Origin of the sequence: Rheinheimera faecalis, assembly GCF_021290965.1 — a bacterium.
In the GTDB taxonomy this organism is placed as follows: domain Bacteria; phylum Pseudomonadota; class Gammaproteobacteria; order Enterobacterales; family Alteromonadaceae; genus Pararheinheimera; species Pararheinheimera faecalis.
Genome location: NZ_JAJOYT010000003.1, coordinates 333,143 through 360,114, shown reverse-complemented (window position 1 = coordinate 360,114; position 26,972 = coordinate 333,143). Strand labels below are relative to the sequence as shown.

Here is a 26,972-nt window from a genome sequence, read left to right as displayed (position 1 = left end):
AACAGCCACAAAATAAAAAATCGTCTGGAACGATTTTTAACAGCTTTAGCTGGCCCGAAGGGTGAAGCCGGAAACAGCATTGCCAATAGTTTGGCAATGCCCGGCTGAACGCCAGTGGCTCTGCCCACTGGCCGGAATGCGCCAGGATAGCAGAGTATAAAAAGCCTGATAAAACATAGGTTTTATCAGGCTTTTATGACAACTTTATGGGGTAGTTTTTTAACTACGCGCGTCTTGCTCTAATTTTTCATCATCAGCATGGCGCACATCTTTGCCTTTCACCAGAAATACGATGTATTCAGCGACGTTTTTGCAACGATCGCCGATACGTTCCATCGAACGGGCTGACCACAATACGTTCATGATTTTAGGAATAGAACGTGGATCCTCCATCATATAAGTCATTAACTGACGGGTGATGGCTTCGTATTCACGGTCTACTTTTTTATCTTCACGGTGCACAGCTAAAGCCGCTTCCACGTCCATACGGGCAAAAGCGTCTAATACATCGTGCAGCATTTGCGCGACATGGCGGCCCATATTATCCAGATTGACCAGCAAGTCTTGCTGCGCACTGTTAAAGGACTCCAGCGCCACTTTAGCGATACGTTCAGCTTCATCACCAATACGTTCTAAATCAGAAATCGTTTTGATAATCGCCATAATCAAACGTAAATCACTGGCTGCAGGCTGACGCTTGGCAATAATACGGGTGCACTCGTGGTCAATTTTAATTTCCCAGTCGTTCACCTTTAAATCGTTGGCAATCACCTGACGGGCTAACTCAGCATCACTGCTGGCAATAGCGTTCAGCGCATCCGCCAGTTGTTGCTCGATTAAGCCGCCCATCGCCATCACATGGTTGCGAACCTGTTCAATTTCTTCGTTGAACTGGCTGGAAATGTGCTTCGTTAAATTCATTTTGTCCATCGCTCTCTCCTCGTGGGGCTAATCCGTTAACCAAAACGGCCTGTGATGTAATCTTCAGTTTGTTGCTGCGATGGATTGGTAAACATCTTATTGGTGGCATCAAACTCAATTAAATCACCCATATACATAAAGGCAGTATAGTCGGATACACGGGCAGCCTGTTGCATATTGTGGGTAACAATCACAATAGTGTATTTATCTTTCAGCTCATAAATCAGCTCTTCAATTTTCAGCGTGGAAATTGGATCCAAAGCTGAGGCTGGTTCATCAAGCAATAACACTTCTGGTTCTATTGCGATAGCACGGGCAATGACCAAACGTTGCTGCTGACCACCTGATAAACCAAAGGCATTGTCATGTAAACGATCTTTTACTTCATTCCACAAGGCAGCGCCTTTTAATGAAGTTTCGACCACCTCATCCAGAATACGCTTGTCTTTTACACCTTGCAGACGCAGGCCATAAGCCACGTTCTCATAAATGCTTTTTGGAAACGGATTAGGTTTCTGGAATACCATGCCGACCTGACGGCGAAGCTCTGCTACGTCAATTTTCGGGTCATAAATGTTCTGGCCATCCATTAAAATCTGACCTTCAATACGACAGATATCCACTAAGTCGTTCATCCGGTTAAAGCAGCGCAGCAGAGTGGATTTACCACAACCTGAAGGACCGATAAAAGCAGTAACGCGTTTTTCCGGGATCGTCATATTGACGCTTTTTAATGCCAGCGCATCACCGTAGTACAGCTTCAGATCATTGACCTGAAGTTTGATTTTTTCATCCGACAGTTTCAATTCGGTTTCTACTGGTGGAGCTGTTAATTTATCTTGATTCATCTTCGTTACCATTCTATGAAATTGGGGTCAGCTTATAACCGTCGTCCTTGAAGCTGCAGCATTGTTGACTGCGCTACTCGCCCCAGTCACATAGGATTACTATGCTCCTGGGTTCTCGCTCACTTGTCGCCTCCCTGCAACTCCAAGCTACTCGGTTATAAAAATCTTGGTTTCTAATCTGTATCGCTGCGGTATTTCTCACGTAATCTGTTACGCATATAAATAGCCGCCATATTCAGCACCACAATCAATAGCACCAGCACCAGTGCTGTTGCATAGAGTAAAGGACGCGAGGCTTCAACGTTTGGACTCTGGAAACCCACATCAAACACATGGAAACCTAAGTGCATAATTTTTTGGTCTAAATGAACAAAGGGAAAGTTGCCATCTATAGGTAAAGTAGGAGCTAACTTCACCACACCAACCAGCATCAGCGGAGCTACTTCACCTGCAGCGCGAGCCACAGCCAAAATTAAGCCTGTCATCATAGCCGGAGTAGCCAGTGGTACTACGACTTTCCATAAGGTCTCAGATTTCGTTGCACCCAACGCCAGACTACCCATACGAATAGTACTTGGAATACGGGATAAACCTTCTTCTGTGGATACAATGACCACAGGCAAGGTCAACAGCGCAAGCGTTAACGAAGCCCAGAATAAACCCGGAGTACCAAAAGTCGGGCTTGGTAAAGCTTCAGGGTAAAACAGTTGATCTATGCTGCCACCCATAATGTAAACAAAGAAACCTAAACCAAAGACACCATAAACGATTGAAGGTACACCAGCCAGGTTGTATACCGAAATCCGGATAATCTTCAACAGCGGACCTTGTTTGGCATATTCACGCAGGTAAATGGCTGCCAGCACACCAAAAGGCGTGACGATAATGGCCATTAAAATAACCATAGTGACAGTACCAAAAATGGCCGGGAAAATACCGCCTTCGGTATTGGCTTCACGTGGCTCTTCAGTCAGGAAGTTGCCAATGCCACCGACATAATGTTTGGTTTTTTGCCAGACCGACATATCGTTAGGTGCATAAGCATTAACAATATTTGCCAGTGACACAGTGACTTCACGACCTTCAGCTGTACGTGCAATCAAGGTGTCACGATTAGATTCAGCGCGCAGTTGATCCAGTTTTTGCTGTATCACTTCGTATTCATCGCTCAGAATTTTGTTTTCTGCAGCAGCCTGAGCTTTAAACTCCGCAAGTTCTGCATCTGACACTTGGTCCAACACCAGACGGCGTTCAGTTAAACGCAACTCTTCAATCTGATTGTTGATGCGGCTGATGTCATTTTTTTCGATATCTTTCATTTGCTGGAAGATAGCGTTGGCGCGTTCAACCCGTTGCAACAGCTCTGGCCACATGGCCACACCTTCAGCAATCAGTTTGTCGCCTTCAGTTAATTTCAGCGGAAAACCATAAAAGTTACCACGTTCACGACGTTCCAGTGCAATAGCACCTTCTGGCACTGACCAACCGGTGATTTCATAATCCATATACCAGGAGAAATCACGGCCATATACATCGCGGTTACCCACTTTCACCAGATAACGGGTTACCGCCTCCAGTTCTGCCGGTACTGTAGCGCCCGATTCACGCAGCATCACAGCAGATACTGTTTCAGCGCGAACTAATTCGCCCATAATAACTTTTTTCTGACCAGATTCAGGTGTCCATTCCGTCTGCTGTAAATCCGCAGGCCAGAAATGACTGCCACCACGCACCACAATCAAACCCAACACACCCACTACCATCACCAGACACAAGGCGATGGCACCGGCGTTTAACCAAATCCAGGGAGTCCCTGATCTGAACCAGGCTCTTACGCCAAATAAAGATTTCATCAAAGTGCCCCTTAATTACAGATTGCTGAAGCGTTGACGTAAACGCTGCCGTATGACTTCGGCGAGGGTATTAAATACAAAGGTAAATACAAAGAGCACCAGCGCTGCCAGGAACAACACACGGAAGTGAGTGCTGCCTACCGCTGTTTCAGGAAGCTCAACCGCTATATTGGCGGATAAAGTACGCATACCTTCGAAGATATTAAAGTTCACTACAGGGCTGTTACCTGTTGCCATCAGCACTATCATGGTTTCACCCACAGCACGGCCAAAACCCACCATCACCGCAGCGAACACACCAGGACTGGCCGTTGGTAACACGACACCCACCATGGTTTGCCATGGTGTCGCCCCCAAAGCTAAAGAGCCCTGAGTTAAATGGCGAGGCACGTTAAAAATCGCATCTTCAGCAATAGAGAAGATATTTGGAATAACAGCAAAACCCATGGCTATACCTACAATCAGCGCATTACGCTGGTCGTAGTTAATGCCATTGTCGGTAAACCATTGGCGTAAGCTGCCATCAAAAAAGGTGTTGTCAATCATTGGGCTGGCACTGATAGCCAGATAACCAAACAGGATAATCACAGGCACTAAAAACGCCGCTTCCCAGCCTAAGCCAAAACGGTTACGGATAGATTCAGGCATATAACGCCACAGATAAGCTGCAGCGAGCATCATAAATGGCATCAGGAACAAGATGGCGAATACAGCACTTAAATATTCTTCAATAAAAGGCGCTAACCATAAACCAGCCAGGAAACCCAAAATTACCGTAGGCAATGCCGCCATAATTTCGATGGTAGGTTTGACTTTGCCGCGCAAGACAGGAGTCATAAAATAAGCTACGTAAATAGCGCTCATAATCGCCAGCGGAGTGGCAAATAACATGGCAAAAAAAGCCGCTTTTAAGGTACCAATAGCCAGCGGCACCATGCTCATTTTGGCTTCAAACTCATCAGAACCAGCAGAGGCTTGCCAAATATAACGGGCTTCATCGCGACCTTCGTACCAGACTTCGTTCCACAGTGCAGTGTAAGACACATCAGGGTGCGCATTTTCCAGCTCAAACTTATGCATCTGACCTTTGTCATCCAGCATCAGGAAATTAGTATTGATTGGCGATATAGCAATTTGTTTTGCCACCAAGCCATCATCAAAGCTTTCTAAAAATAAAGTGCGGGCTGAAGTACCGTAATGAATGCCTAAATGACCTTTGTCATCTATGGCCATAAAGCCTTTGCGGGAGTATTCAGATTCAATTTGAGTGATAGCACCAGGGTGCTGTTCAAAGTCACGGATTTGTTTTAAGTCGAAGTTGTTGTGCTGATCACGCACTAAAAACCACTGACTCAGCTCGCCTTTAGATGAGCCCACCACCAGAGACACAGTACCCACCAGAAACTCCATGGCGGTAATTTGTGAACCTGATGAAACGGCATTTACGCTTTGAACTAAACGCGCCTGCTCTGGATTATTAATGGCGTAATAATGAATATGCCCTGTCTTATCAGCAACAAACAAGTTCTGAAAGGTATTATCAATCAGTACCTTACTCGCTGAAGCTGGTGCATCCGGCAGGGTGTAATCGGTGCGGACTACTGTAGTTTCACCTGTCAGGAACACAGTTTCAGCCACCATATTCGACAGCACTAAACGGCCATCAGCAGTGTAAGCACTTAGCATCCGGTTTTCGTCTTTTTCCTGAATGGCGACAGCCAATAAAGCCTTGCCCTGAGCGTCTACCTGCACAGGCGCTTCACCTAGCGGGAAGCTAACCTTAGGATTAACCTGACGTTTATCATTTGGGTAGCTCAACAGGTATTCGTGTTTGGCTATTAAAGCCTGGCCGTTGGATAAACCTAAAATGATGGTACCAGTGCGAGGGTCTGCTTTACCAAAAGCGGTCACAGTGACATTAGCAGGCAAAGCAAGTTGCACTTCCTGGGTCAGCGCACCAGTGTCTGCATTAAAAAATTGCAGCTTCGCATCTGATGTAATGGTTAAACCTACTTCACCATAACGTTCAATATTGCTGTGCAGCGGTTGCGCCGCAGGGCTCTGGTAGCTGGTTTTCTGCTCCACTGAAGCAGAAGAAAACAAAGGCCCTACTTCAGAAAACAGATAAACAAATATAGTAGCAAAAGCCAGCACCACACTGATGCCGGCGAAGCTGATACCATATTTGGAGATTTTATCTTTAATAGCACGCCAGCGCCGTAATCGGGCCCGACGTTCACCAGTTGGCAGCAAAGAACGCGGTGAATCACCGGCTGACTGCTGACTTGGATGGGTTGAGTGCATAGTTGCGATACCACCAGTTACTTTAAGATGCTGGCAACTATAGTAGAGTTTTATGACGGAAATATTACAGAGTGGTTTTTTGTCATATAAATGACACATTTGAAATGCAAAAAATTCCATCGTCTGGAATCAATAAAACAGCCATAGCTGTGACTATCAGAAACAAACAAGGCACCTTACGGTGCCTTGTTTTTGTCATACTAGCTTATTTAATACCTAAGTCAGCCAGAGCTTTAGCTGCTACTGAAGCTGGTACTGGCACATAACCGTCATGAGCTACTACGTCCTGGCCATTTTTTGACAGTACGAAGCGAACAAATTCACGCTCTAAAGGCAGCATTTCTTTGTTTGGGTGCTTGTTGACATAAACGTACAGGAAACGTGATAACGGATATTTACCATCTAAAGCGTGGTCTGCATTTGGTGCATAAAACGGCTCGCCTTCTTTTTTCGCTAAAGGTAAAGCACGTACGCTTGATGTGATATAGCCGATACCTGAGTAACCGATACCGTTGATAGACTCACTGATGCCCTGCACTACTGAAGCTGAACCTGGCTGTTCGTTGATGCTGGATTTAAAATCGCCGCCACATAAAGCAACGTCTTTAAAGTAACCATAAGTACCAGAAACAGCGTTACGGCTGTACACAGTAAAATCACGGTTCGCCCATGCGCCTTCCATGCCTAACTGGCCCCAACGTGTCACATCTTCTTTGTAACCACATTTACGGGTTGCAGAGAAAATAGCATCCACCTGAGCAATAGTCAGACCTTTTAACGGGTTGTCTTTGTTCACGTATACAGCTAACAAATCGATAGCTACAGGAATAGCCATTGGCTTATAACCGTACTTGGCTTCGAAATCCTGCACTTCTGATGGTTTCATCGCACGGCTCATTGGGCCGAAGTTTGATGTGCCTTCAGTTAAAGCTGTAGGAGCTGTAGAAGAACCGGCGCCCTGAATTTGGATATTCACGTTCGGGTATTGCTTACGGAATTCTTCAGCCCATTTGGTCATCAGGTTGTTTAAGGTGTCAGAACCAATGCTTGAAATGTTGCCTGAAACACCAGTCGCTTTTACATAAGCTGGTAATTTAGGGTCGGCTTCGATAATGGCTGCCTGAGCTGTCAGGCCTAAAGTGGCTGCGATCAGACTTAAAGAAGTTAATAACTTTGCTACTTTCACGTTGCTCTCCTCACAACAGACAAATGCCTGTTCGTGGTTCAGGTTGTTTTCTGAGGCTCATCATAAGAAAGAAATATGACATTAATATGACGAAATAAAAGAACATCTTTTAAGCGAGATAAGTTTTTTTGAATTTGTCAGGAGAATTGCGACGACTTGACTGTCAAAAATTGGCCAGGGGTCTACAATGGGGTAAGCCAAATCTGGCTAACCCACTGTTTTTCAAAAGGTGTTTTGCATTTTTATCAGTTTTCCGCCGTTTCCGGGAGTAAGGTTGTATGAAGCAGTTGATTTTAACCGTTATAGGTCAAGATAAAGCAGGTTTAGTAGAACAACTCGCCACAGTCATTGCCAGTCATCAGGGCAACTGGATGGCCAGTAACTTAAGTCACTTAGGTGGTTACTTCGCGGGTATATTGCAGCTGGAAGTCCCTGAAGAACATCTGTTTGCACTGACAACAGAACTGGAACGTATGGCTGATCTGGATATTAAAATTCAGCAAGGCTTACACTCTGAAGTCCATCTGGATAAACAGCTGCAATTTGTCATCACAGGCAACGACAGACCCGGCATAGTGCGTGAGCTATCCAGCGTGATCAAACACAAAGGCGCTAATATTATCCACTTTGAAAGCTCTAAACAAAGTGCGCCCAACTGGGGAGTACCTTTGTTTCATGCGATAGCTACAGTAGAACTGCCTGCAGGTCTGAATAAAGATGAAGTCGTCAAAGCTCTTGAGGCTATAGCATCTGACGTAGTGGTTGATATTGAACACTAAATTCTCTGAAAAAAATATTTCTGTAATAGAGGATCAAGCCCTTGATCCTTTCATCAGTCTGTCATAAAACTGCCATAGAGTAGCTCCAGAACCCGATCAGGAGCGCGTTATGGTCATTACAGAGCTAATACATACTGTGAGCGATACGAATTATTTTCCCCGCGAATTAAGCTGGTTGTCATTTAATGGCCGTGTACTGCAGGAAGCAGCTGACGAACGTAACCCTTTAATTGAACGTTTACGTTTTTTAGGTATTTATTCCAATAACATGGATGAGTTTTTCCGGGTCCGGGTAGCGGACGTGAAACGCCGTATCCTGCTGAAAAAATACCATGCGAACGAGCAGGAAGATGCCGAGCAGTTGCTGCATGATATTCAGAATATTGTGTTACATATGGGTGAGCGTTTTAATAAAATTTATGACGACTTACAACAAGAACTACGTAAACATAATATTGAGCTGATTGATAATTTTAAGCTGACTGATGCTCAGGCGCAGTGGGCCAGAAGTTTTTACCGCAGTGAAATACAGCGGCATTTATCGCCTATTATCCTGTCGGCCGAAGAAGTGAAACTGGCCAAGCATTTAGAAGACAACGCGACCTACCTGATGGTGGAGATGACCGGCTCTAATAAAGCCGAATACGCCATAGTGCAGGTGCCTACTGGTGTGATGTCACGTTTTGTTGAACTGCCGCTGCATTTAAATAAAAGCAAAAAGAAAGGCCGCTACCGCCGGCAGATTATTTTGCTCGACGACATCATAGTGCACTGTTTAAAAGACTTGTTTAACGGCTTTTTTGACTTCTGCGAAATTCAGGCCTTTTCACTGAAACTGACCCGTGACGCCGAATACAATATCAGCGATACGCTGGACCAGTCCTTGATCGACAAAATGTCCAAGGGTATCAAGCAGCGCTTAAAATCTGAACCTGTCCGTATGGTGTACGACAGCCATATGCCTGAGCATATGTTGAAAATGCTGAAAAAATTACTCGGCTACAGCTCTTATGACTCCTTAATTCCAGGCGGTAAGTACCGTAACTTTAAAGACTTTATTGGTTTTCCAAATATTGGCCATCCCTCTTTAGAGTTCCCAGCCATGCCGGTATTAAAAAGTCCGGAATTTGAGCGTCATACCACCAGCTTTGAAGCGATACGCACCTGCGACATTCTGCTGTATTACCCTTATCATAGCTTTGGCTATTTCACCGAGTGGGTGCGTCAGGCCTCCTTTGACCCTAAAGTCACCACTATCAAAATGACCATGTACCGAGTGGCAAAAAACTCACGGGTCATTCGTTCTTTACTGGATGCTGTGCGTAACGGTAAACAGGTCACAGTAGTGGTTGAACTCAAAGCCCGTTTTGATGAAGAAAATAATATCAACTGGGCACGGCGCATGACTGAAGCTGGTATTGAAGTGATCTTTGGCCTGCAAACCTTAAAAATTCACTCCAAGCTGTGTTTAATCACCCGCCAGGAAAAAGGCAAAACCGTGAAGTTTGCCCATATAGGCACTGGTAACTTTAACGAAAAAACGGCCCGCATTTATACCGATATGAGCTTATTCACCTGCCACAGTGAAATTTGTGATGAAGTGGATCAGGTGTTTGAATTTATTCAGTACAGCTACAAACCTTTCCAGTTTAACCATTTGATTGTCTCCCCAACCTGGAGCCGTCCTAAACTCAGTGCCCTGATAGAGCGGGAAACCAGTTTTGCCACTTCCGGTCGTAAAGCTGAAATTACGCTGAAAATTAATAACCTGGTTGATAATCAGATCATTGATTTACTCTATAAAGCCAGTATGGCCGGTGTGAAGATCCGTATTATGGTACGGGGTATGTGTTCGCTAATTCCTGGCGTTAAAGGCCGCAGCGACAATATCCATGTATTAAGTGTGCTGGACAGATACCTTGAACACGCCCGGGTTTATGTATTTAACAATGGTGGTGACACTGATTTGTATATCTCATCAGCCGACTGGATGACCCGTAACCTGGATCAGCGGGTGGAAGTAGGTGTGCCTATTTATGATGCGGCTATTAAACAGCAAATCATGACCACGCTGGATATTCAGTGGCATGACAATGTGAAGGCGCGGATTATTGATAAAGATCAAAGCAACCACTATGTAAAAAGAGGCAATAAGCGTAGCATTCGCTCCCAACAGGAAATCTACGATTATTTTGCTCAGTTGCAGCAATCCACTCAGGCCGGAACATGATCCACTGGACCAGCGCAGACGCTACTAGCGATACACAAAAAGCCGCTTATATGGCGGCTGTTGATTTAGGCTCGAACAGCTTTCATATGGTGATAGCTCGCGTGGTGGATGGCGCTTTGCAGCTGTTACACCGTGAAAAACAAAAAGTCCAGCTGGCTGAGGGTTTAACAGAAGATTTACTGCTGACTGAAGAAGCCATGTTACGCGGTCTTGCTGTACTGGCACAGTTTGCTGATACCTTAAAACCTGTTCCGACAGAGTCAGTGCGTGTTATAGCCACGTACACTTTAAGAAGGGCGAAAAACAGTTCTATGTTTTTACGCCGTGCTCAGGCTGTATTCCCTTTTCCTATTGAAGTGATTTCAGGTCAGGAAGAAGCTCGTTTTATTTATCAGGGTGTGGCCCATTTTGAACATTATCAGGGCCGTCGACTGGTGATGGATATTGGCGGTGGCAGTACTGAGTTTGCTATAGGTGAAGGCTTTCAGCCGCTCAAACTGGCCAGCCGTAATATGGGCTGTGTCAGCTATGCCCAGTTTCATTTCCCGAGTGGCCGCATCAGTCCCAAGAAGTTTGAACGCGCCATTTTACAGGCCGAACAGGAACTGGAGCCTATAGTCTCAGCTTACCGTGAAACCGGCTGGCAACAGGCGGTCGGTACTTCAGGCACGATAAAAACCATTCGCGATATTATTGTCGGTTTAGGCTGGCATCCGGTTTGTATTGAACTCGAACACCTGCTGCAGTTAAGAGACTTGCTGATCGCACAGGAAAATAGCCTGCAGCTGGATTTACCTGGCTTGGCTGATGATCGTAAGCTACTGATTTGTTCAGGTTTAGCTATTCTGATCGCTGCTTTTAATATGCTTGGCATTTCACAAATGTATTATGTCGATGCCGCCTTACGCGAAGGTGTACTCTATGAAATGAGTGACCGCCTGCATCATCACGATATTCGCGAACATACCATTCAAAGTCTGATTAAAAGATACAGCATAGATACAGCTCAGGCCGACAGAGTACGCGGCACTGCACTGGAATTGTTTGCTCAGTTGCGGACAAGCTGGCAATTGACCGATGAAATGGCCGATTTACTCAGTTGGGCTGCCACTGTTTATGAAATTGGTTTACACATCAATTCCTCCAGCGTGCAGCGTCACTCGTCTTATATTTTAAAAAATGCCAATTTGCCCGGCTTTAACCAGGAACAGCAGCAGTTGCTTGCGACCTTAGTCCGCTCTCACCGCCGCAAAATTAAAAGCGAAGATTTGTCGCAATTTTATTTGTACAACACAAGCACAGTCGTGTCCCTACTGGTGCTGCTGCGGCTGGCCGTTTTACTGAATCAAAAACGCCGTGACGACTTTTTACCAGAGCTCAAAGCACAAGGCCAAAATCAGCAGCTTAGCCTGCAGTTACCTAAAGAATGGCTGGAGCAACAGCCCTTATTGGTTGCTGATCTCCAGCAGGAGCAATTGCATCTGAAAAAGATTGCCTTTGTGCTCGACTGCCCCTATTTAATAGAGTGCAGTTTGCAAAGTCCGGGGTTTGATCCATCCAATCTGGATGAGGAGTAATCACATAACGCCCAACAGGCAAAAGGAAAAGTTACAGATGCCACAGATTTTTAGTAACGACGCTATTAGCAGAGCCTTATTGTTGGTGATCCTCTGTGCTGGCGTATTCTTTTTTATTGGCTTTCTGGTTCCTGTATTGGCTGCATTGATTATTTGTTTTGCCAGTTGGCCTTTATACCGTCATCTGCTGAACTACTGCCGCAATAACTCAACCCTTGCCGCTAGCGTCGCTATTATTGCTATTGTGTTAGGTTTGGTGATCCCACTGGCCCTGGTATTCAGTTATGCGATGGAAGAAATACGTGCCTGGATTGAGTGGTTGAAGTATGCCAATGAACATGGTGCTGCTGTGCCTGAATGGTTAAAAGCCCTGCCAGCTGTCGGTGAAACTTTAGCGACTTACTGGCAAACCTACTTAGGTGAACCTCATCAATTAGGTCAGGTGGTCAGTTTAGTCAGTGGTGAACAAATAGGCGGCATCTCAAAATGGGTGCTTAATTTTGGCTGGACTACAGCAGGCTTTATGCTGACCTTGTTGTTTATGCTGATCACCTTGTTTTTCCTCTATAAAGATGGTGAACGTTTGGCCTGGCAACTGGATACTGTAGGCGAGCGCATTTTACCTGACCGTTGGAACCGCTTCTCCCGTGTTGTGCCTGCCACCGTAAGCTCTACAGTCATAGGTATGACGATAATCGCTATAGGTGAAGGTGTGGTGTTGGGTATAGCTTACTGGATAGCTGGTGTACCCTCCCCTGTAGCTTTTGGTGTGCTGACTGGTTTTATGGCACTGATCCCGGGCGGTGCTCCTTTATCTTTTAGTTTAATTTCCATTTATCTGATTGGCACAGGCGATTTAACAGCTGGGGTTGGCTTGTTTTTATGGGGCAGCATTGAGCTTTTTATTGTCGATAAAACCATTAGACCCAATCTGGTGGGTGGCCCGGTCAAACTACCGTTTTTACCCACCTTTTTTGGGTTAATAGGGGGTGTAAAAACTATGGGCATGGTCGGTTTGTTTGTGGGGCCTGTACTGATGGCGCTGTTAGTAGCGATTTGGCGCGAATGGCTCAGAGAACCCAAAATCATAGTTGACCCCGTTGAGGCAACACCAGCACCCGCTAAGCACGAATAATAGTGAAGTTGTCGAGCGAACAGATTCTGACGCTTTGCTTTTTTGACCACAAGCAGTATGGTAAGGCTCAAAGACTTTAAGGACCTTACCATGCTCAGAACTTTAGTTTCGTTGCTGGTTGCCAGTGCGTTTTCAGCTCAGGCAGCCATTGATTTAAAACCTCAAACTGAATCTGCTATTAAAACTATCCAGCCACAAATGCTGGAATGGCGCCGTCATTTTCATCAATACCCTGAACTGTCGAACCGCGAAGTCAATACAGCCAAAAAAGTAGCAGCGCACTTAAAATCTCTTGGTCTGGAAGTGCAAACCGGCATTGCTCATCATGGTGTGTTGGGTGTATTAAAAGGCGCTAAACCCGGACCTACAGTGGCCTTACGGGCTGATATGGATGCGTTACCTGTGACTGAGCAGGTCGATTTACCTTTTGCGTCTAAAGTGCGCAGTACCTTTAATGGCCAGGATGTAGGTGTAATGCATGCCTGTGGTCATGATGCCCATACTGCCATGCTGATGGCGACAGCCTCAGTGCTGACAAAGCTAAAAGCAGAGCTTGCAGGCACCATTTTATTTGTGTTTCAACCCGCCGAAGAAGGCCCGCCTGCAGGTGAAGAAGGTGGTGCTAAGCTGATGCTCAAAGAAGGTGTGTTTGCCAAATACAAACCTGACGCCATTTTTGGCCTGCATGTTTGGCCGGGCCCTGCCGGCCAGTTGCAGGTAAAAAGCGAAGGCATTATGGCAGCAGCTGACAGTTTTAATATCACAGTCAAAGGCAAACAGGTGCATGGCTCCAGCCCATGGCGTGGTGTCGACCCTATAGCAGTCACTGGTCAGCTCATCACCGCCTTACATCAAATTCCAGCCCGACAGTTGGATGTGACTCAGGCGCCTGCTGTGTTATCTGTAGGTCAGGTGCATGGTGGCGTGCGCTGGAACATTATTCCGGATGAAGTAAAACTTGAAGGCACAATACGGACTTTTGATCCTGTTATGCGTGAGCAGTTATTACAAAAAATGCAGCACACTTCAGAACATATAGCAGCGGCCAGTGGTGCTACGGCAGAATTTCATAACCATGGTTTTGCCGCTGTGACCTGGAATGACGCCAAACTAACAGAGTGGGCTATGCCGAGCTTAGAATGGGCTGCAGGCAAAGCTGGTGTGGCGCCAATCAAACCTATTACCGCCTCTGAAGACTTTTCATTCTTCCAGCAAGAAGTACCAGGCGTATTTTTCTTTTTGGGCATAGCACCGGACAATACTCCGGTCGACAAAACAGCACCTAACCATTCCCCATTTTTTCAGGTCAATGAAAAGGCGCTGGAAAATGGTGTACGGGCTTTAACTGGCCTGGCTTTAGATTATTTGGCTAACCCGGCAAAAACAGATAAGAAAAGCTAAAGAGTAAAACCATCACCACAGCGGCAAAACCAAAGACTTTGCCGCTGCACTGCTTTAGATCCTGCCAGTTGGTGAAAAGCCCTGTTACTAACATCGCAAAAATCAGGCAACTTTGTGAGAGCACTAAAGCGCACTGACTGAACCAGACAGGCACAGCAAAGCCGATATTGATCAGCAACACCGCGATAAAACCAAGCACAAACCAGGGGAAGACAAAACCCTCTTTGTTTTTGCTGTTAAAACTTAGCAAAAGTAAAAAAGGCACTAATAAACAAACCCGGAATAATTTGGCAATCACAGCTTGTGGCGCTGCATCGCCTAATTGACTGCCGGCGGCTACCGCCTGTGACACTTCAGGTGCCGTACTGCCAATCAGCCAGGCCAGTTGTGCTTCAGGTAAAACACCTGCGTGCATCAACACTGAATAACTCAGTAAAGCCAGCAAGCCCATCAACAGCACCATAGCCAGGCTTTGAGTTAAGGTCGCTTCGTCACTTTTGCGCACAGACCAGGTGGCGAAAATGGCTGAAGTACCGCAAAAACTTAAACCACAACTGACTAAAAGCACCAGCTCTTTGGGCAATTTAAATACTTTAAACCCAAGCCACAGCGCCGTTGTCAGCACCAGTAACACCAAAGCTGCCAGCTGCAATAAAGCCAGCGGGCTGGTTTGTAGCACCAGTTCAGAATCGACACTAAAAGCAAATAAAACTATGCCAAAACGCAGTGCTTTTTGTTGCAGCAGCGCCAATTTATCCAGTTGGGTAGAGAGCAGCTCACGAGGCTGAATCGAACATAAAGGCAGTATAAAAGCGGCAGATAATCCCAAAAGCAAAGCAACAAACACAGGACTGACCCATTGATGAAGCACAGGCGCAGCCAGATAAAAGAGTTGTAGCAGCAAACTAAGCAGAAGTAATACCAACATAATGATGTCATCTTTGTTGTATAAACAGCGCTATTGTAATGCGTGATAAAAATAAGAATAATGGATTTATCTTATTACTCAGATTAGATAAACAAATGAATTATCCCAGTCCACGCCACTGGTTATTATTGGATGCCATTTGCCGCCAACACAGCCTGACCAAAGCCGCTGATCTTTTGGCATTAAGTCAGTCAGCCGCTAGTCAGGCCTTAAAAGAGCTGGAACAACGCTTAGGTCAGCCGTTATTCTTACGTCAGGGCCGGCAACTGGTCCCTACCCAACATACCCTGGATCTGTTACCCAAACTGCAGGTCTTTCTTGAGCTGCAGCAGGAGCTGGTGAATTCAGAGCCTGACAAAGGCGAACTGAGGCTGGTGGCCAGTGAAACAGTAGGCTGTTATTTGTTGCCCGGATTACTGGCTCAATTTACAGCTCTTTATCCACAGATTGATTTTAAATTAAGGCTTTGCAACAGCAGCGAAGTGCTGCATCTGATGCACCAGCAACAAGCTCAGCTGGGTTTTGTCGAAGGTCCGGTACTGAGCGCTGAATTCACTATTGAGCATTGGCGACAGGATCTGACGGTATTGTTCGGTCACCCCAGGTTACATCAGAATTTATCGACAGAACAATTATTGGCACAACGTTGGATAGTGCGGGAACAAGGTTCAGGCACAAGAGCTGTGCTGGAACATGAATTGGCTCGCTTACACTGGGCGCCCAACAATTTGCTGGAACTGGAACGACCTGAAGCCATTAAACAAGCAGTGAAACAAGGTTTGGGTATTGGCTGTTTACCTTTGCTGGCTGTGCAGGACGAAATTAATGCAGGTCAGTTGCTATTGCTGCAAAGCCCTTTGCAGCTGCAGCGGCATTTCAGATTGGTGCAACATAAAAACTATCATCCACCGCTGCTGCAAAAATTTTTGCAATTTCTGCAGCAAGGGGGGGCCGGTTAGCGGACTTTGATAGCTTTGCGTTTTGGTGATATTTCGGCAGGTAAGCTAAAAGAAAAACTACTGCCTTTTTTCGGTTCACTGAAAATCATTAACTTGCTGTTGTGACGCTGCAGCACGTGTTTCACTATAGCTAAACCAAGACCTGTGCCCCCTGTAGCCCGGGCTCTGGCCTGATCAACACGGTAAAAACGCTCAGTCAGTCGTTTCACATGCTGCGGCGCTATACCTTCACCATTGTCGCTGACACTAAATACAGCTTTCTGATGCTGGCGTACCCAGCTGACCTGAATTTCGCCACCATTAGGCGTGTATTTAATGGCATTAGTAATCAAGTTAGAAAAAGCACTGCGTAACTCTTCACGAATACCTGACACCACAAGCCCAGGCTCCACTGAAAAGCTGATCTGATGATGCTTATCCCGATTTAAAGTCTGAGATTCCTGCTCCAGCATCGCCAGCATAGCAGGCACATCAATATGATCTTCAAACTGCACTTTAGCTGCAGCTTCAATGCGCGACAGCGTTAACAATTGCTGTACCAGCGCATCCATACGTTTGGTTTGCTCCAGCATCACAGTGTGAGCTTTTAGCCAGATACCGGCGTTGGGCAGGTTATCTGCATCCATTACTTCCAGATAGCCCTGCAATACAGTTAAAGGAGTACGCAGTTCATGCGAAACGTTAGCGACAAAGTCTTTGCGTACCTGCTCCAGCAGTTTCAACTGAGTGACATCCCGCACGATCAACAAATGCTGATCATCACCGTATTGCAGCATGCGGTATTCCAGCACTAAATCTTCATTGACCGGAGAGGACAACTCCAGTGGCTGGTCAAATTGCTTCTGCTGAATATAAGTCTGAAATTCCGGATTACGAATAAGGTTATCAATACGCTGACGCTCATCCTGTGGCCAACGTAAGCCAACCAACTGTTGTGCCAGTTTATTGCACCAGATAATGGTCCAGTCACTGTTCAACACTACTATGGCATCAGGCAAAGCTTCGGCACCATCACGAAAACGCCGGATCAGGGCTCGCAACTCTTTATTTTTTTTGCGGGCTTTGCGCAGGCGGTAGTAAATACCGTCAAATACTTGCTGCCAGCTACCATCACCGGCCGGAGGCGTCAGCTTTTTATCGCGCCACAACCATTTATCCAATATAAAAATATGCCGGTAATTCCAGCCAAGCAGCACTAAAGAGGTGGCAAATAAAGCGGGAAACAGCAGGTCAAACAACCAGCCAATTAATGCAACGATAAAAAACAAAAGGAAGATTTTGCTGAAAATCTTCCTCTTAGACAGTAACAAACGCATAGTACTCACTTTTATCGGTCATTTAGCTGAGAAACGATAACCTGAACCACGTACAGTTTGCACTAAACGGTCATGCCCGGCCAGAGAAATGGCTTTACGTAAACGACGGATATGCACATCCACTGTTCTGTCTTCGACATACACATTAGTGCCCCAGACATGATCCAGCAATTGTTCACGGCTATAAACCCGCTCCGGGTGCGTCATAAAAAAGTGTAATAAGCGAAATTCTGTTGGTCCCATATCCACGGCTTGCTCAGAAGCAGTTACACGGTGGGACACAGGATCAAGTTTTAAGCCCTGCACTTCAATCACATCATCTAAGCTAGTTGGCGCCACACGGCGGATAACAGCTTTAATACGAGCCATCAGCTCTTTGGGTGAAAAAGGCTTAGTGACATAATCGTCGGCACCCACTTCCAGGCCCCGAACTTTGTCTTCTTCTTCACCACGTGCCGTGATCATAATGATTGGGATAGTCCGGGTCAGCTCATGCCCTTTCATTTTTTTGGCAAACTGAATACCACTGCCACCAGGCAACATCCAGTCCAGCAACACTAAATCAGGGTAAGGTTCTACCAGCATATTGACGGCAGAATCAAAATCTTCCGCAGTGCTGGCCTGATAACCATTTTGTTCAAGCACAAAACACAACATGTCACGGATCGGTGCTTCGTCTTCTACTACCAGGATTTTTCTAGACATAACCCTCTACCAATTCAAGCTAATTTATTGATTCTGACCAGTATGGCGTTAGTTTATGACAGTTTTATGAAAGCAAAACAAGCATTCTGACCTCTAATGACCAGACGCAATGCCACAGCAATAACTTTTGTCGCAAAACTGCTGCCGTCGTTCAGGCTTTTGCCAATTCCGAATTAAAGCGTTTCAATCTGCTTACATTTTTCTAATAAATGAAAAAGTCCTTTAGATGACACTTTAGTGAACCTTTTTTGACAACATTGCCGCTACGCCACGTCAGACGGGGCCTGCATTTTAAGTTCAATTTTCCTCACTCTCACTGTAATAAAACAGTCATTAAGCCTGAGTATGGTTGGCCGAGCTTTTTTATAACAACAGCATTCATGTGATTATTGGAGATTAAGTGATGGCTTTACGTAACTTCTTAAAATTGAGCGCAATTGCCTCAGCTTTAGTAATAGCTGGTTGTGGCGGTGGTGATATCAACATCGATACTGGTAATGGCGGCAATGACGGTGGCAATGGCGGCGTAACACCTCCACCAGCAAGCGTTTGCCCAGCCTTCGCAACTGCAGCTTCTGCTTTAGCCGGCGTAACCACTCCGGTATGTGAAATTAAAGGCACTATTACCAGCGATGCAACATTAACAGCAGATATAGCCTGGGCTTTATCTGGCAAAGTGACAGTTGGTAACGATAATGCCAACAGCGCAACCTTAACTATCCAACCTGGCACTAAAGTCTTTGGTAAAAGTGGTGCTGACTATTTAGTTATTGCTCGTGGTTCCAAAATTCAGGCTATAGGTACTGCAACTAACCCTATCGTTATGACATCAGTCAATGACATGTTGGGTTTATCTGATGAAGAATCAGCTGCTGAATGGGGTGGCTTAGTTTTATTAGGTAAGGCGCCAAGCAACAAATGTGACCAGGCTAACTTAGCCAACTGCCAGGTAGAAGCTGAAGGTGAAGCTGGTCCTTACGGTGGTGCAGATCCGGAAGATAACAGCGGTGCATTAAAATACGTTCAGGTACGTTACGCTGGTTTTGAAGTTATTCCAGACAACGAATTAAACGGTATTACTTTTGCCGGTGTAGGCCGTGGCACTACAGTTGAATACATTCAGGTACACAATAACCTGGACGACGGTGTTGAATTCTTCGGTGGTACTGTAGATGCTAAATATGTAGTGTTAACAGGTAACCGTGACGACTCTTTAGACTGGGCTGATGGCTGGACCGGCCGTATGCAACACGTATTAATCCGTCACAATCCAAATGACACCAAAGCAAACCGTGCTATCGAAGGTGACAACCAGTCAGGTAACTTCACAGCTGAACCTATCAGTAAGCCTCAGATTTCTAACATGACCATTATCGGTAACAACTTTGATGGTGAAGATGACTCTGAAGGTATCTTGTTACGCGCTGGTACAGCTGGTGAATTGTACAACGTAGTCATCACTGGCCCTGCTGATATGGGTGAATGTTTTGACATCAACTCACAAGAATCAGTAAACAACGCCAGTGCCGGTGAAATTGTGTTCCGCAACTCGATCCTTGATTGTGCCGAACCTGTCAAAAATGCCGAAGATGAAGCTGGTACAGAAATATTTGATACTACAGCCTGGTTCTCAGCTCAACCAAACAACCTGGTTGGTGATGCTTTATTAGGTGGTTATATCCCTGCGCCTAACTCTCCTGCATTAACCAATGGTTATAACGTAGCCAATGAAGTCAACGGCTGGTTTGATGATGTGGACTACATAGGCGCTTTTGACGGTACAACTGACTGGACCAAAGGCTGGACTGTCAGCCTGCACCCTGAAACTGGTACTGGCTTAGACACATGCCCTACTGGTACTACAGAAGTAGCAAGCTTAACAGGTAAATTAAACTGCCAGTTAACTGGTGATATCACCACTAACGTGACTTTAGCTGCCGGTGCTGATTATGTATTAAGCGGTCGTGTTCGCGTGGGTGTGGATAACACCACCAGCGCTACTTTAACTGTAGCTCCAGGCGTGACTATCTACGGTAAGTCAGGTGCTGATTTCCTGGTAGTTACACGTGGTTCAAAAATTGTGGCCGACGGTACTGCTGCTAACCCTATCACTATGACGTCAGTTCAGGACGTGATTGGTTCTCCAACAGCAGCTGGTCAGTGGGGTGGTTTAGTATTACTAGGTAATGCGCCTACTAACAAATGTGCTGATGTGAATAACTGTGGTATCGAAGCCGAAGGTGAAGCTGGTTTATATGGTGGTCCAGATGCAGCTGACAGCAGCGGTACTCTGAATTATGTCATCGTAAAACACGCAGGTTACGAAGTAATTCCGGATAACGAATTAAACGGTATTACCTTTGCTGGTGTAGGTTCTGGTACTGAATGTTCCAATATTCAGGTGCACCAGAACGTTGATGACGGCGTTGAGTTCTTCGGCGGTAGCGTCAACTGTAAAAACGTAGTTCTGACATCAAACGGTGACGACTCAGTCGACTGGGCTGATGGCTGGAACGGTAAAATGCAGTTTGTTCTAGTTAAACATGCTGCTGATAACGCTAAAGCCAACCGCGGTATTGAAGCTGATAACCAGTCAGGTAACTTCACTGCAACTCCAATCTCAAACCCAACTATCGCCAATATGACCATCATTGGTAATACCTTTGACGGTGATGATGATTCTGAAGGTGTATTACTGCGTGCTGGTACAAACGCACAACTAGCCAACTTCGTTATCACAGGTCCTGTCGGCATGGGTGAATGTCTGGAAATTGAATCTGCTGAATCTCAGGCCTTAGCTGCAGCTGGCACTTTAACTATGACTAACTCAGTGATTGGCTGCCCGACTGAAGCAGTCAAAGGTAATGTCGCAACTGGTGTAACCACAGAAGCCTGGTTCCTTGGACAGACCGGCAACAAACTGGCCGCAGACAGCAGCACTGTGCTGAACGGTATATTCACTATCGATACCAACCCGGCAAAAGATATGAAAACTGTTGATGCCTTCTTTGACACTGTGACCTTCACTGGTGCTGTATCACAAAGCAACAACTGGACTGCTGGTTGGGCTGTAGGTCTGGACGACTAAAGCAACCATAAACTGCCGGCTTACCGGCAGTTTTGCATTCACTTAGTGCCGGGCCTCCTTTGGATAAGCCCGGCACATTGATATACGAATTAGCTGATAGGACCAAGTTCAAATGAGCAGCAAGCAACGTTTTAAAATCAGTCAGGTTGGCCGCGGCGTATTGCTGGCTTTAGCCGCAACAGCAAGTATGATGCCTGCATTAGCCCAGGAAGCACCCGCAGAGCCTGCAGAAAAAGAGCAGGAAGTAGAGCGTATTGAAGTCTCTGGCCGTCTGATGAGTTCTGCCGCTTCAGCCGCTGCGGAAAGACGCGAACAACCTTATGTCGCAGAATTATTAGGCATGGAGCAAATTTCCAGAGCAGGCGACAGCAACGCAGCAACGGCTTTGCGCCGTGTGACTGGTTTAACTTTAGTTAAAGACAAATTTATTTATGTGCGTGGTTTAGGGGAACGATATTCTAGTACCTTATTAAACGGCGCTATGGTTCCAAGTCCGGATCCAACCCGGAACGTGATCCCGCTGGATATGTTCCCAGCCGGTATTATTGAAAGTTTAGTGGTACAAAAAGCCTATTCACCTGAGCTGCCAGCCGCTTTTGGTGGTGGTAGCGTTAATATCCGTACTTCGTCTATTCCATTACAACGCAGTTTCAATTTATCAGTTGGTACTGGTTATAGCAGTCTGAACAGCGACGACGCCTACACTTATAATGGTGGTGGTGATGACTGGAAAGGCAGTGACGACGGTACCCGTACTATGTCGCCAGAATTACGTGCTGCTTTGGATCAATATGGCACTATTAACCAGATCAATATCGCGGAAGCTCTGGGTGGAGTGAACCAGGCTAATCTGGCTCAGGCCGCCACTATAGTGCGTGAATTAGGTTTAAACTTTAACCGTGATGTCGACGTACAACGTGAAAACATCAAACCAGACTTTGATGGCAGCGTGTCTTTTGGTGACAAGTTTGATATCGGTTCCTCTGTTTTTGGTGTAATGGCCGGTGTCAGCTACGACAGATCCACTCAGAATATCGAAGAGCAAGAGCGCTATTTCTCAGTCTCAGGCGACGATTTAGTGCCTCTGAATATTTACGATGATATTAAAGGTACAGAGCATCAGGTCAAGCTGTCTGGCATGCTGAACTTTGGTTTAGAGCTGGATGAAAACCATCGTTTTGAAACAGCATCTATTTACCTGCGTGATACCAAAGATGAAATCAAAGTAAAAAACGGTGACAGTATAGAAACGGTTAACGAAGCAGACCGCTTTAATACAGATACCTCCATCCGCTACGAAGAACGCTCCATGTTCAGTAACCAAATTCGTGGCCGCCATAATTTGCCATGGTTATATGACATCAGTGTCGACTGGCAATACACAGATGCAAAAGCAGAACGTGATGCGCCAGGTGAAATCGAATACCGTTACTTAAATGAAATACAGGCTGATGGCTCAATCAACTCTTTCCTACGTCGTAACCAGAACGCTGTGACCTACAGCTTCGGTAAAATGGAAGACGATACCGAAAACGGTAGCTGGAATGCCAAACTGCCTTTTACTTTAGGCAAAGCTGAAATGGTGTTAAACGGTGGTTACTCGTATTTTGAGCGGACCCGTGAGTCTGAAACTAACCTGTTTAACTTCAGTACTGTCGGCTACAGCCTGGAGCAATTGAGTCAAAACTTCTCAGAAATTTTCTCTGATGAAAGCATTCTCGATACGGCTAATGGTTTCCAGATTTCAAACGTCACCACTCAGGCCGACGACTATATAGCAGCACAAATTATTGATGCAGCTTATGTCGGCATGGAAATGAACTACGACTATCTGTACCGCTTAAACTTTGGTGTACGTTATGAGGATTTCCGTCAGATTTCTATACCGTTAAACGCCGATGGTGAAATCAGCGGTAACATCGAAGAGTTCCCATTGCAGGAAGATGGTTTTTATCCGTCTATGTCTTTCACCTGGTTTGTCAGCGAAGAGTTGCAAGCACGTTTTGGCTACAGCAGCACTGTGGTTCGCCCGGACTTACGTGAAGTAACGCCAGTACTCTTTATCGACCCACTGACGGACTTTAAAGTCACAGGTTTCTCTGGTCTGCAAAGCACAGATGTCACCAGTTATGACGCCCGTTTAGAATGGTATTACGACGAAAGTAACTACAGTGTTGGTGTCTTCTATAAAGATCTGGAAAATCCAATCGAATCCATTGAACTATCGGGTTCAGACGGTAACTTACTGATGTCATTCCGTAACGGTGACACAGGTGAAGTGTACGGTGTGGAAGCTGAGTTCCTGCAACAACTGAATATGTTTGAAGGCGAAAGCTACAAATGGATGGATAACTTCTTTGTAGCCGGTAACTTCACGTACAGCGAGTCTGAAATTACTATTCAGCAATTTGCTGGTACCAACCTGACGAACCTGAAACGTCCGTTAAGTGGTCACTCTAAACATGTAGTCAACTTCCAACTGGGTTTCGATTCGGACAACGACGAGCATAATGCAACTCTGACTTATAACGTCTTCGGTAAACGTATTGCCTTTGCTGGTGTAAACGATAAAGATGATGCTTATGAGCAGCCGTTTAACTCGTTAGATTTTGTCTACTCGTACACTCCGTTTGAATCAACTTCAGTCAAGCTGTCGATGAAAAACCTGCTGGACGAAGATGTTGAAATTATGCAACAAGGCGAGTTGTTACAACGCCGTGTTGAAGGCCAAAGCTACGGTTTAAGCTTCAGCTATAAATACTAAGTTAGTGTTTTTATGCAAGGGTCAGAACTGAAGTTCTGACCCTTTTTTTATGGACTTAAGTTAATGCATCAACTCTTCTATAGCTTCGGGTTTGTTATGAATAGCAAACTTATCCACTAAAGTGGCGCTGGCATGATTCAGTCCTATCACTTCGGCTTCGACTCCTGCCTTACGGAACTTTAAAATCACTTTATCCAGCGAGCTTACGGCTGTGATATCCCAAAAATGCGCATGAGTTAAATCAATCTGTACAGCACGAAGTGGCTCTTTAAAATCAAAAGCCGCAACAAAAGTCTCAGCAGAGGTAAAAAATACCTGGCCTGTCACCCGATAACAACGAACGCTGCCATCGGCGGAGAGTTCAGACTGTACCGCCAGCAACTGCCCTACTTTGTTGGCAAAAAATAACGCACTCATCAGCACTCCGACAAAAACGCCATAAGCCAGATTGTGGGTAAAGACCACTACCAGCACAGTCACCACCATCACCAGACTGGAACTTTTCGGGTTGGTTTTCAGATCCCAAACGGACTGCCAGTTGAAGGTGCCAATGGATACCATAATCATCACCGCGACCAAAGCAGCCATAGGGATCATGCCTACCCATTCACCTAAAAACACCGCAAAAATAAGCAGCAAGATGCCGGCTAATAAGGTCGATAAACGAGTGCGACCACCAGATTTGACGTTAATCACCGACTGACCAATCATGGCGCAACCTGCCATACCGCCTAACAAACCTGAACCTATATTCGCAACACCCTGCCCTATACATTCACGGTTTTTATTGCTGTTGGTATCTGTCATATCATCAACAATAGTAGCCGTCATTAACGACTCCAGAATGCCGACTAAAGCCAAACCTAAAGCATAAGGGAAAATAATTTGCAGAGTGTCCATAGTCAGAGGGACATCAGGCCATAAGAAGATCGGCAGGCTATCAGGTAACTCGCCCATATCCGACACAGTACGCACATCAATCTGGAAATACAGCGCGATGGAGGTTAAAACCACAATACAGACCAAAGGCGAAGGCACTGTTTTTGTGACATAAGGAAACAAATAAATAATAGCTAAACCCGCGGCTGTCATGGCATAGACATGCCAGGTCACGTTAGTTAGTTCAGGCAGCTGCGCCATAAATATAAGAATAGCCAGAGCGTTCACAAAACCCGTCACTACAGAACGGGAAACAAAACGCATCAGCTCACCCAATTTGCATAAACCAAACAGAATTTGCAGTACACCTGTTAACAACGTAGCCAGCAACAGATACTGTAAACCATGCTCCTTCACCAGGGTGATCATCAAAAGCGCCATAGCGCCGGTGGCAGCAGAAATCATAGCAGGACGGCCACCGGCAAAAGCAGTGATCACAGCAATAGCAAAAGATGCGTATAAACCGACTTTAGGGTCAACACCAGCAATAATAGAAAAGGCGATGGCTTCCGGGATCAGCGCCAGAGCCACCACTATGGCGGATAAAACATCGCCACGAACATTGGACAGCCAGTGCTGTCGTATCGATTGAAACATCAGGAATTCCTTTGTAGCAGAGTATTCATAAACGCATTTTTTCAGGCATAAAAGTTGTAACGCCCCAAATCGCGTTTCACTTTTATAGATGGAAAAACGGTTTAAACACTACATCGGCGACAAAGTTCCTTGTAACAATAAGGGGAATGATGGTCGAAAACGAGGTGGAGTATAACGCAAAAGTGGGGCTGGAAAAACCACAGACACCAGACCCGGTTTCTCTGGTACAGTAGTTCTTCACCTGATCGCTCATTTCCCACAGCACCGGAGGCTTTGATGTATCAACTTTATATCGCCAATAAAAACTACTCGTCCTGGTCGTTAAGGCCCTGGGTGTTAATGCAAACTTTGACCATTCCTTTTGAAGAAAAGCAGGTGCAGTTTCAGTCCAATGACAACAGTGCGCAATTTAAAGCTTTTGCGCCCAATGCCAAAGTACCTTGCCTGCATCATGACAACTGGGTGGTCTGGGACTCACTGGCTATTGTCGAATATTTAGCGGAGCGTCATGCCGGAGTATGGCCAGAGGACAATAAAGAGCGCAGCTGGGCCCGTTCTGCGACAGCGGAAATGCATTCGGGCTTTAGTGCACTTCGAAGCTATTGCCCTTTTCACGCCGGTGGTCGTTTTGATAAAACACCATTGCCCGATGCGGTCCTTACTGATTTAAAACGTCTTGAGCAGCTGTGGCAGGAAGGACTACAACGTTTTGGCGGGCCTTATCTGGCTGGAGCTCATTTTAGTGCCGTCGATGCATTTTATGCACCGGTCTTGTTTCGCATTCAAAGTTACCAATTGCCTGTAGCTGCCACTCTTTCACCTTATATCGGGCTGATGATGAATTTGCCTGCAATGCAATTGTGGTATCAGCAAGCGTTAGCCGAACCATTTTGGGACGACGAACATGAAATTGCTGCTCTGGGGTCTGGCACACTGATTGCCGATCACAGATCCGGTTCAGCTAACTCGTCTGATGTAGGATAAAAATGCGCACCAGCGCCTTTTTCTGCCAGCTTATCCTGTGGGTTACGTAAGGGGCAATGCGCCATAGATAAACAACCACAGCCTATACACATGCTCAATTGATCCCGCAAATCCGTCAGTTGAGCAATACGTAAATCCAACTCCACTTTCCATTGTTCAGACATCTGCTGCCAATGCTGCTGGTCGGCATTTTGCCCTGGCGGCAATACCGACAAGGCTTTGCCTATTTGTTCCAGCGGAATACCGGTGCGCTGCGCTACTTTAATAATGGCCACCCGTCTTAACACATCCCGGGAATAACGGCGTTGATTACCAGCATTACGCTGGCTGTGGATCAGACCTTTTTGCTCATAAAAGTGCAAAGTAGCCACTGACACCCCACTACGTTTCGCCACTTCCCCCACGGACAACACTGCTTTTTTTGCATCGTATTTTAAAGACATAAAAAACACTTGACC

19 protein-coding genes are annotated in these 26,972 nt (G+C 45.8%); 9 read left to right on the top strand and 10 right to left on the bottom strand.

The genetic code is table 11. The features are described from left to right. Window positions 1-219: 219 nt before the first annotated feature. From phoU to LSG34_RS07910, 5 genes are all read right to left on the bottom strand, one after another. The gene (phoU, locus tag LSG34_RS07930) at window positions 220-930 is read right to left on the bottom strand and encodes a phosphate signaling complex protein PhoU (protein WP_233008290.1); all 711 of its coding nucleotides are present in this window, start codon (window positions 928-930) and stop codon (window positions 220-222) included. Between the two features lie 26 nt (window positions 931-956). Then, window positions 957-1,769 carry a phosphate ABC transporter ATP-binding protein PstB gene (gene pstB / locus LSG34_RS07925; protein ID WP_233008289.1) on the bottom strand — a complete coding sequence of 271 codons (813 nt, stop codon included), beginning with the start codon at window positions 1,767-1,769 and terminating at the stop codon, window positions 957-959. A 173-nt stretch (window positions 1,770-1,942) separates the two neighbouring features. After that, on the bottom strand, window positions 1,943-3,622 hold the full coding sequence (pstA, locus tag LSG34_RS07920; RefSeq protein WP_233008288.1) for a phosphate ABC transporter permease PstA: 1,680 nt from the start codon (window positions 3,620-3,622) through the stop codon (window positions 1,943-1,945). A gap of 15 nt (window positions 3,623-3,637) precedes the next feature. Then, the gene (locus LSG34_RS07915) at window positions 3,638-5,926 is read right to left on the bottom strand and encodes an ABC transporter permease subunit (protein WP_233008287.1); all 2,289 of its coding nucleotides are present in this window, start codon (window positions 5,924-5,926) and stop codon (window positions 3,638-3,640) included. Window positions 5,927-6,131: 205 nt separating this feature from the next. Then, on the bottom strand, window positions 6,132-7,112 hold the full coding sequence (locus LSG34_RS07910; RefSeq protein WP_233008286.1) for a PstS family phosphate ABC transporter substrate-binding protein: 981 nt from the start codon (window positions 7,110-7,112) through the stop codon (window positions 6,132-6,134). 278 nt (window positions 7,113-7,390) lie between these two features. On the opposite strand from LSG34_RS07910, the gene LSG34_RS07905 reads away from it, so the two are divergent. The 5 genes from LSG34_RS07905 (at window position 7,391) to LSG34_RS07885 (ending at window position 14,234) form a co-directional block, all read left to right on the top strand. After that, window positions 7,391-7,891 carry a glycine cleavage system protein R gene (locus tag LSG34_RS07905; protein ID WP_233008285.1) on the top strand — a complete coding sequence of 167 codons (501 nt, stop codon included), beginning with the start codon at window positions 7,391-7,393 and terminating at the stop codon, window positions 7,889-7,891. Window positions 7,892-8,000: 109 nt separating this feature from the next. Further along, the gene (ppk1, locus tag LSG34_RS07900; RefSeq protein ID WP_233008284.1) at window positions 8,001-10,121 is read left to right on the top strand and encodes a polyphosphate kinase 1; all 2,121 of its coding nucleotides are present in this window, start codon (window positions 8,001-8,003) and stop codon (window positions 10,119-10,121) included. Further along, the gene (locus LSG34_RS07895) at window positions 10,118-11,698 is read left to right on the top strand and encodes a Ppx/GppA phosphatase family protein (RefSeq protein ID WP_233008283.1); all 1,581 of its coding nucleotides are present in this window, start codon (window positions 10,118-10,120) and stop codon (window positions 11,696-11,698) included. Before ppk1 ends, LSG34_RS07895 begins: the two co-directional genes overlap by 4 nt. A 37-nt stretch (window positions 11,699-11,735) precedes the next feature. Beyond that, on the top strand, window positions 11,736-12,833 hold the full coding sequence (locus tag LSG34_RS07890) for an AI-2E family transporter (protein ID WP_233008282.1): 1,098 nt from the start codon (window positions 11,736-11,738) through the stop codon (window positions 12,831-12,833). A gap of 90 nt (window positions 12,834-12,923) precedes the next feature. Further along, window positions 12,924-14,234, top strand: coding sequence for an amidohydrolase (locus LSG34_RS07885; protein WP_233008281.1), 1,311 nt, complete (start codon window positions 12,924-12,926; stop codon window positions 14,232-14,234). On the opposite strand, the gene LSG34_RS07880 is transcribed toward LSG34_RS07885, so the two are convergent. Beyond that, on the bottom strand, window positions 14,203-15,162 hold the full coding sequence (locus tag LSG34_RS07880; protein WP_233008280.1) for a YeiH family protein: 960 nt from the start codon (window positions 15,160-15,162) through the stop codon (window positions 14,203-14,205). The two genes, LSG34_RS07885 and LSG34_RS07880, sit on opposite strands and share 32 nt — an antisense overlap. A gap of 95 nt (window positions 15,163-15,257) precedes the next feature. Here LSG34_RS07880 and LSG34_RS07875 point away from each other — a divergent pair, with 95 nt between their 5' ends. Next, window positions 15,258-16,121 (top strand): LysR family transcriptional regulator, encoded by an 864-nt coding sequence (locus LSG34_RS07875; protein WP_233008279.1) that lies wholly within the window; start codon window positions 15,258-15,260, stop codon window positions 16,119-16,121. Here the strand turns inward: LSG34_RS07875 and phoR are convergent. Then, window positions 16,118-17,437 carry a phosphate regulon sensor histidine kinase PhoR gene (phoR, locus tag LSG34_RS07870; protein WP_233008278.1) on the bottom strand — a complete coding sequence of 440 codons (1,320 nt, stop codon included), beginning with the start codon at window positions 17,435-17,437 and terminating at the stop codon, window positions 16,118-16,120. The two genes, LSG34_RS07875 and phoR, sit on opposite strands and share 4 nt — an antisense overlap. A gap of 18 nt (window positions 17,438-17,455) precedes the next feature. After that, a complete protein-coding gene (gene phoB, locus LSG34_RS07865; protein ID WP_233008277.1) occupies window positions 17,456-18,142 on the bottom strand; it encodes a phosphate regulon transcriptional regulator PhoB in 687 nt (228 codons plus the stop codon). Between the two features lie 403 nt (window positions 18,143-18,545). Between phoB and LSG34_RS07860 the strand changes: the two genes are divergently transcribed. Both LSG34_RS07860 and LSG34_RS07855 read left to right on the top strand, forming a co-directional pair. After that, window positions 18,546-21,230, top strand: a complete 2,685-nt coding sequence (locus tag LSG34_RS07860) for a hypothetical protein (RefSeq protein WP_233008276.1) — start codon at window positions 18,546-18,548, stop codon at window positions 21,228-21,230. A 112-nt stretch (window positions 21,231-21,342) separates the two neighbouring features. Then, window positions 21,343-23,994 carry a TonB-dependent receptor domain-containing protein gene (locus LSG34_RS07855; protein ID WP_233008275.1) on the top strand — a complete coding sequence of 884 codons (2,652 nt, stop codon included), beginning with the start codon at window positions 21,343-21,345 and terminating at the stop codon, window positions 23,992-23,994. Between the two features lie 60 nt (window positions 23,995-24,054). Here the strand turns inward: LSG34_RS07855 and LSG34_RS07850 are convergent, their stop codons facing one another. Continuing rightward, a complete protein-coding gene (locus tag LSG34_RS07850) occupies window positions 24,055-25,530 on the bottom strand; it encodes a SulP family inorganic anion transporter (protein ID WP_233008274.1) in 1,476 nt (491 codons plus the stop codon). A 276-nt stretch (window positions 25,531-25,806) separates the two neighbouring features. Here LSG34_RS07850 and LSG34_RS07845 point away from each other — a divergent pair, with 276 nt between their 5' ends. Then, window positions 25,807-26,514 carry a glutathione S-transferase family protein gene (locus LSG34_RS07845; RefSeq protein ID WP_233008273.1) on the top strand — a complete coding sequence of 236 codons (708 nt, stop codon included), beginning with the start codon at window positions 25,807-25,809 and terminating at the stop codon, window positions 26,512-26,514. On the opposite strand, the gene soxR is transcribed toward LSG34_RS07845, so the two are convergent. Then, window positions 26,475-26,957: a redox-sensitive transcriptional activator SoxR gene (gene soxR / locus LSG34_RS07840; RefSeq protein ID WP_233008272.1), complete on the bottom strand. Its 483-nt coding sequence runs from the start codon at window positions 26,955-26,957 to the stop codon at window positions 26,475-26,477. The two genes, LSG34_RS07845 and soxR, sit on opposite strands and share 40 nt — an antisense overlap. Between the last annotated feature and the right edge of the window lie 15 nt (window positions 26,958-26,972).

Coding starts and splice junctions, on each gene's coding strand:
- phoU (WP_233008290.1), bottom strand. CDS start 930: ATGGACAAAATGAATTTAACGAAGCACATTTCCAGCCAGTTCAACGAA.
- pstB (WP_233008289.1), bottom strand. CDS start 1,769: ATGAATCAAGATAAATTAACAGCTCCACCAGTAGAAACCGAATTGAAA.
- pstA (WP_233008288.1), bottom strand. CDS start 3,622: ATGAAATCTTTATTTGGCGTAAGAGCCTGGTTCAGATCAGGGACTCCC.
- LSG34_RS07915 (WP_233008287.1), bottom strand. CDS start 5,926: ATGCACTCAACCCATCCAAGTCAGCAGTCAGCCGGTGATTCACCGCGT.
- LSG34_RS07905 (WP_233008285.1), top strand. CDS start 7,391: ATGAAGCAGTTGATTTTAACCGTTATAGGTCAAGATAAAGCAGGTTTA.
- ppk1 (WP_233008284.1), top strand. CDS start 8,001: ATGGTCATTACAGAGCTAATACATACTGTGAGCGATACGAATTATTTT.
- LSG34_RS07895 (WP_233008283.1), top strand. CDS start 10,118: ATGATCCACTGGACCAGCGCAGACGCTACTAGCGATACACAAAAAGCC.
- LSG34_RS07890 (WP_233008282.1), top strand. CDS start 11,736: ATGCCACAGATTTTTAGTAACGACGCTATTAGCAGAGCCTTATTGTTG.
- LSG34_RS07885 (WP_233008281.1), top strand. CDS start 12,924: ATGCTCAGAACTTTAGTTTCGTTGCTGGTTGCCAGTGCGTTTTCAGCT.
- LSG34_RS07880 (WP_233008280.1), bottom strand. CDS start 15,162: ATGTTGGTATTACTTCTGCTTAGTTTGCTGCTACAACTCTTTTATCTG.
- LSG34_RS07875 (WP_233008279.1), top strand. CDS start 15,258: ATGAATTATCCCAGTCCACGCCACTGGTTATTATTGGATGCCATTTGC.
- phoR (WP_233008278.1), bottom strand. CDS start 17,437: ATGCGTTTGTTACTGTCTAAGAGGAAGATTTTCAGCAAAATCTTCCTT.
- phoB (WP_233008277.1), bottom strand. CDS start 18,142: ATGTCTAGAAAAATCCTGGTAGTAGAAGACGAAGCACCGATCCGTGAC.
- LSG34_RS07860 (WP_233008276.1), top strand. CDS start 18,546: ATGGCTTTACGTAACTTCTTAAAATTGAGCGCAATTGCCTCAGCTTTA.
- LSG34_RS07855 (WP_233008275.1), top strand. CDS start 21,343: ATGAGCAGCAAGCAACGTTTTAAAATCAGTCAGGTTGGCCGCGGCGTA.
- LSG34_RS07850 (WP_233008274.1), bottom strand. CDS start 25,530: ATGTTTCAATCGATACGACAGCACTGGCTGTCCAATGTTCGTGGCGAT.
- LSG34_RS07845 (WP_233008273.1), top strand. CDS start 25,807: ATGTATCAACTTTATATCGCCAATAAAAACTACTCGTCCTGGTCGTTA.
- soxR (WP_233008272.1), bottom strand. CDS start 26,957: ATGTCTTTAAAATACGATGCAAAAAAAGCAGTGTTGTCCGTGGGGGAA.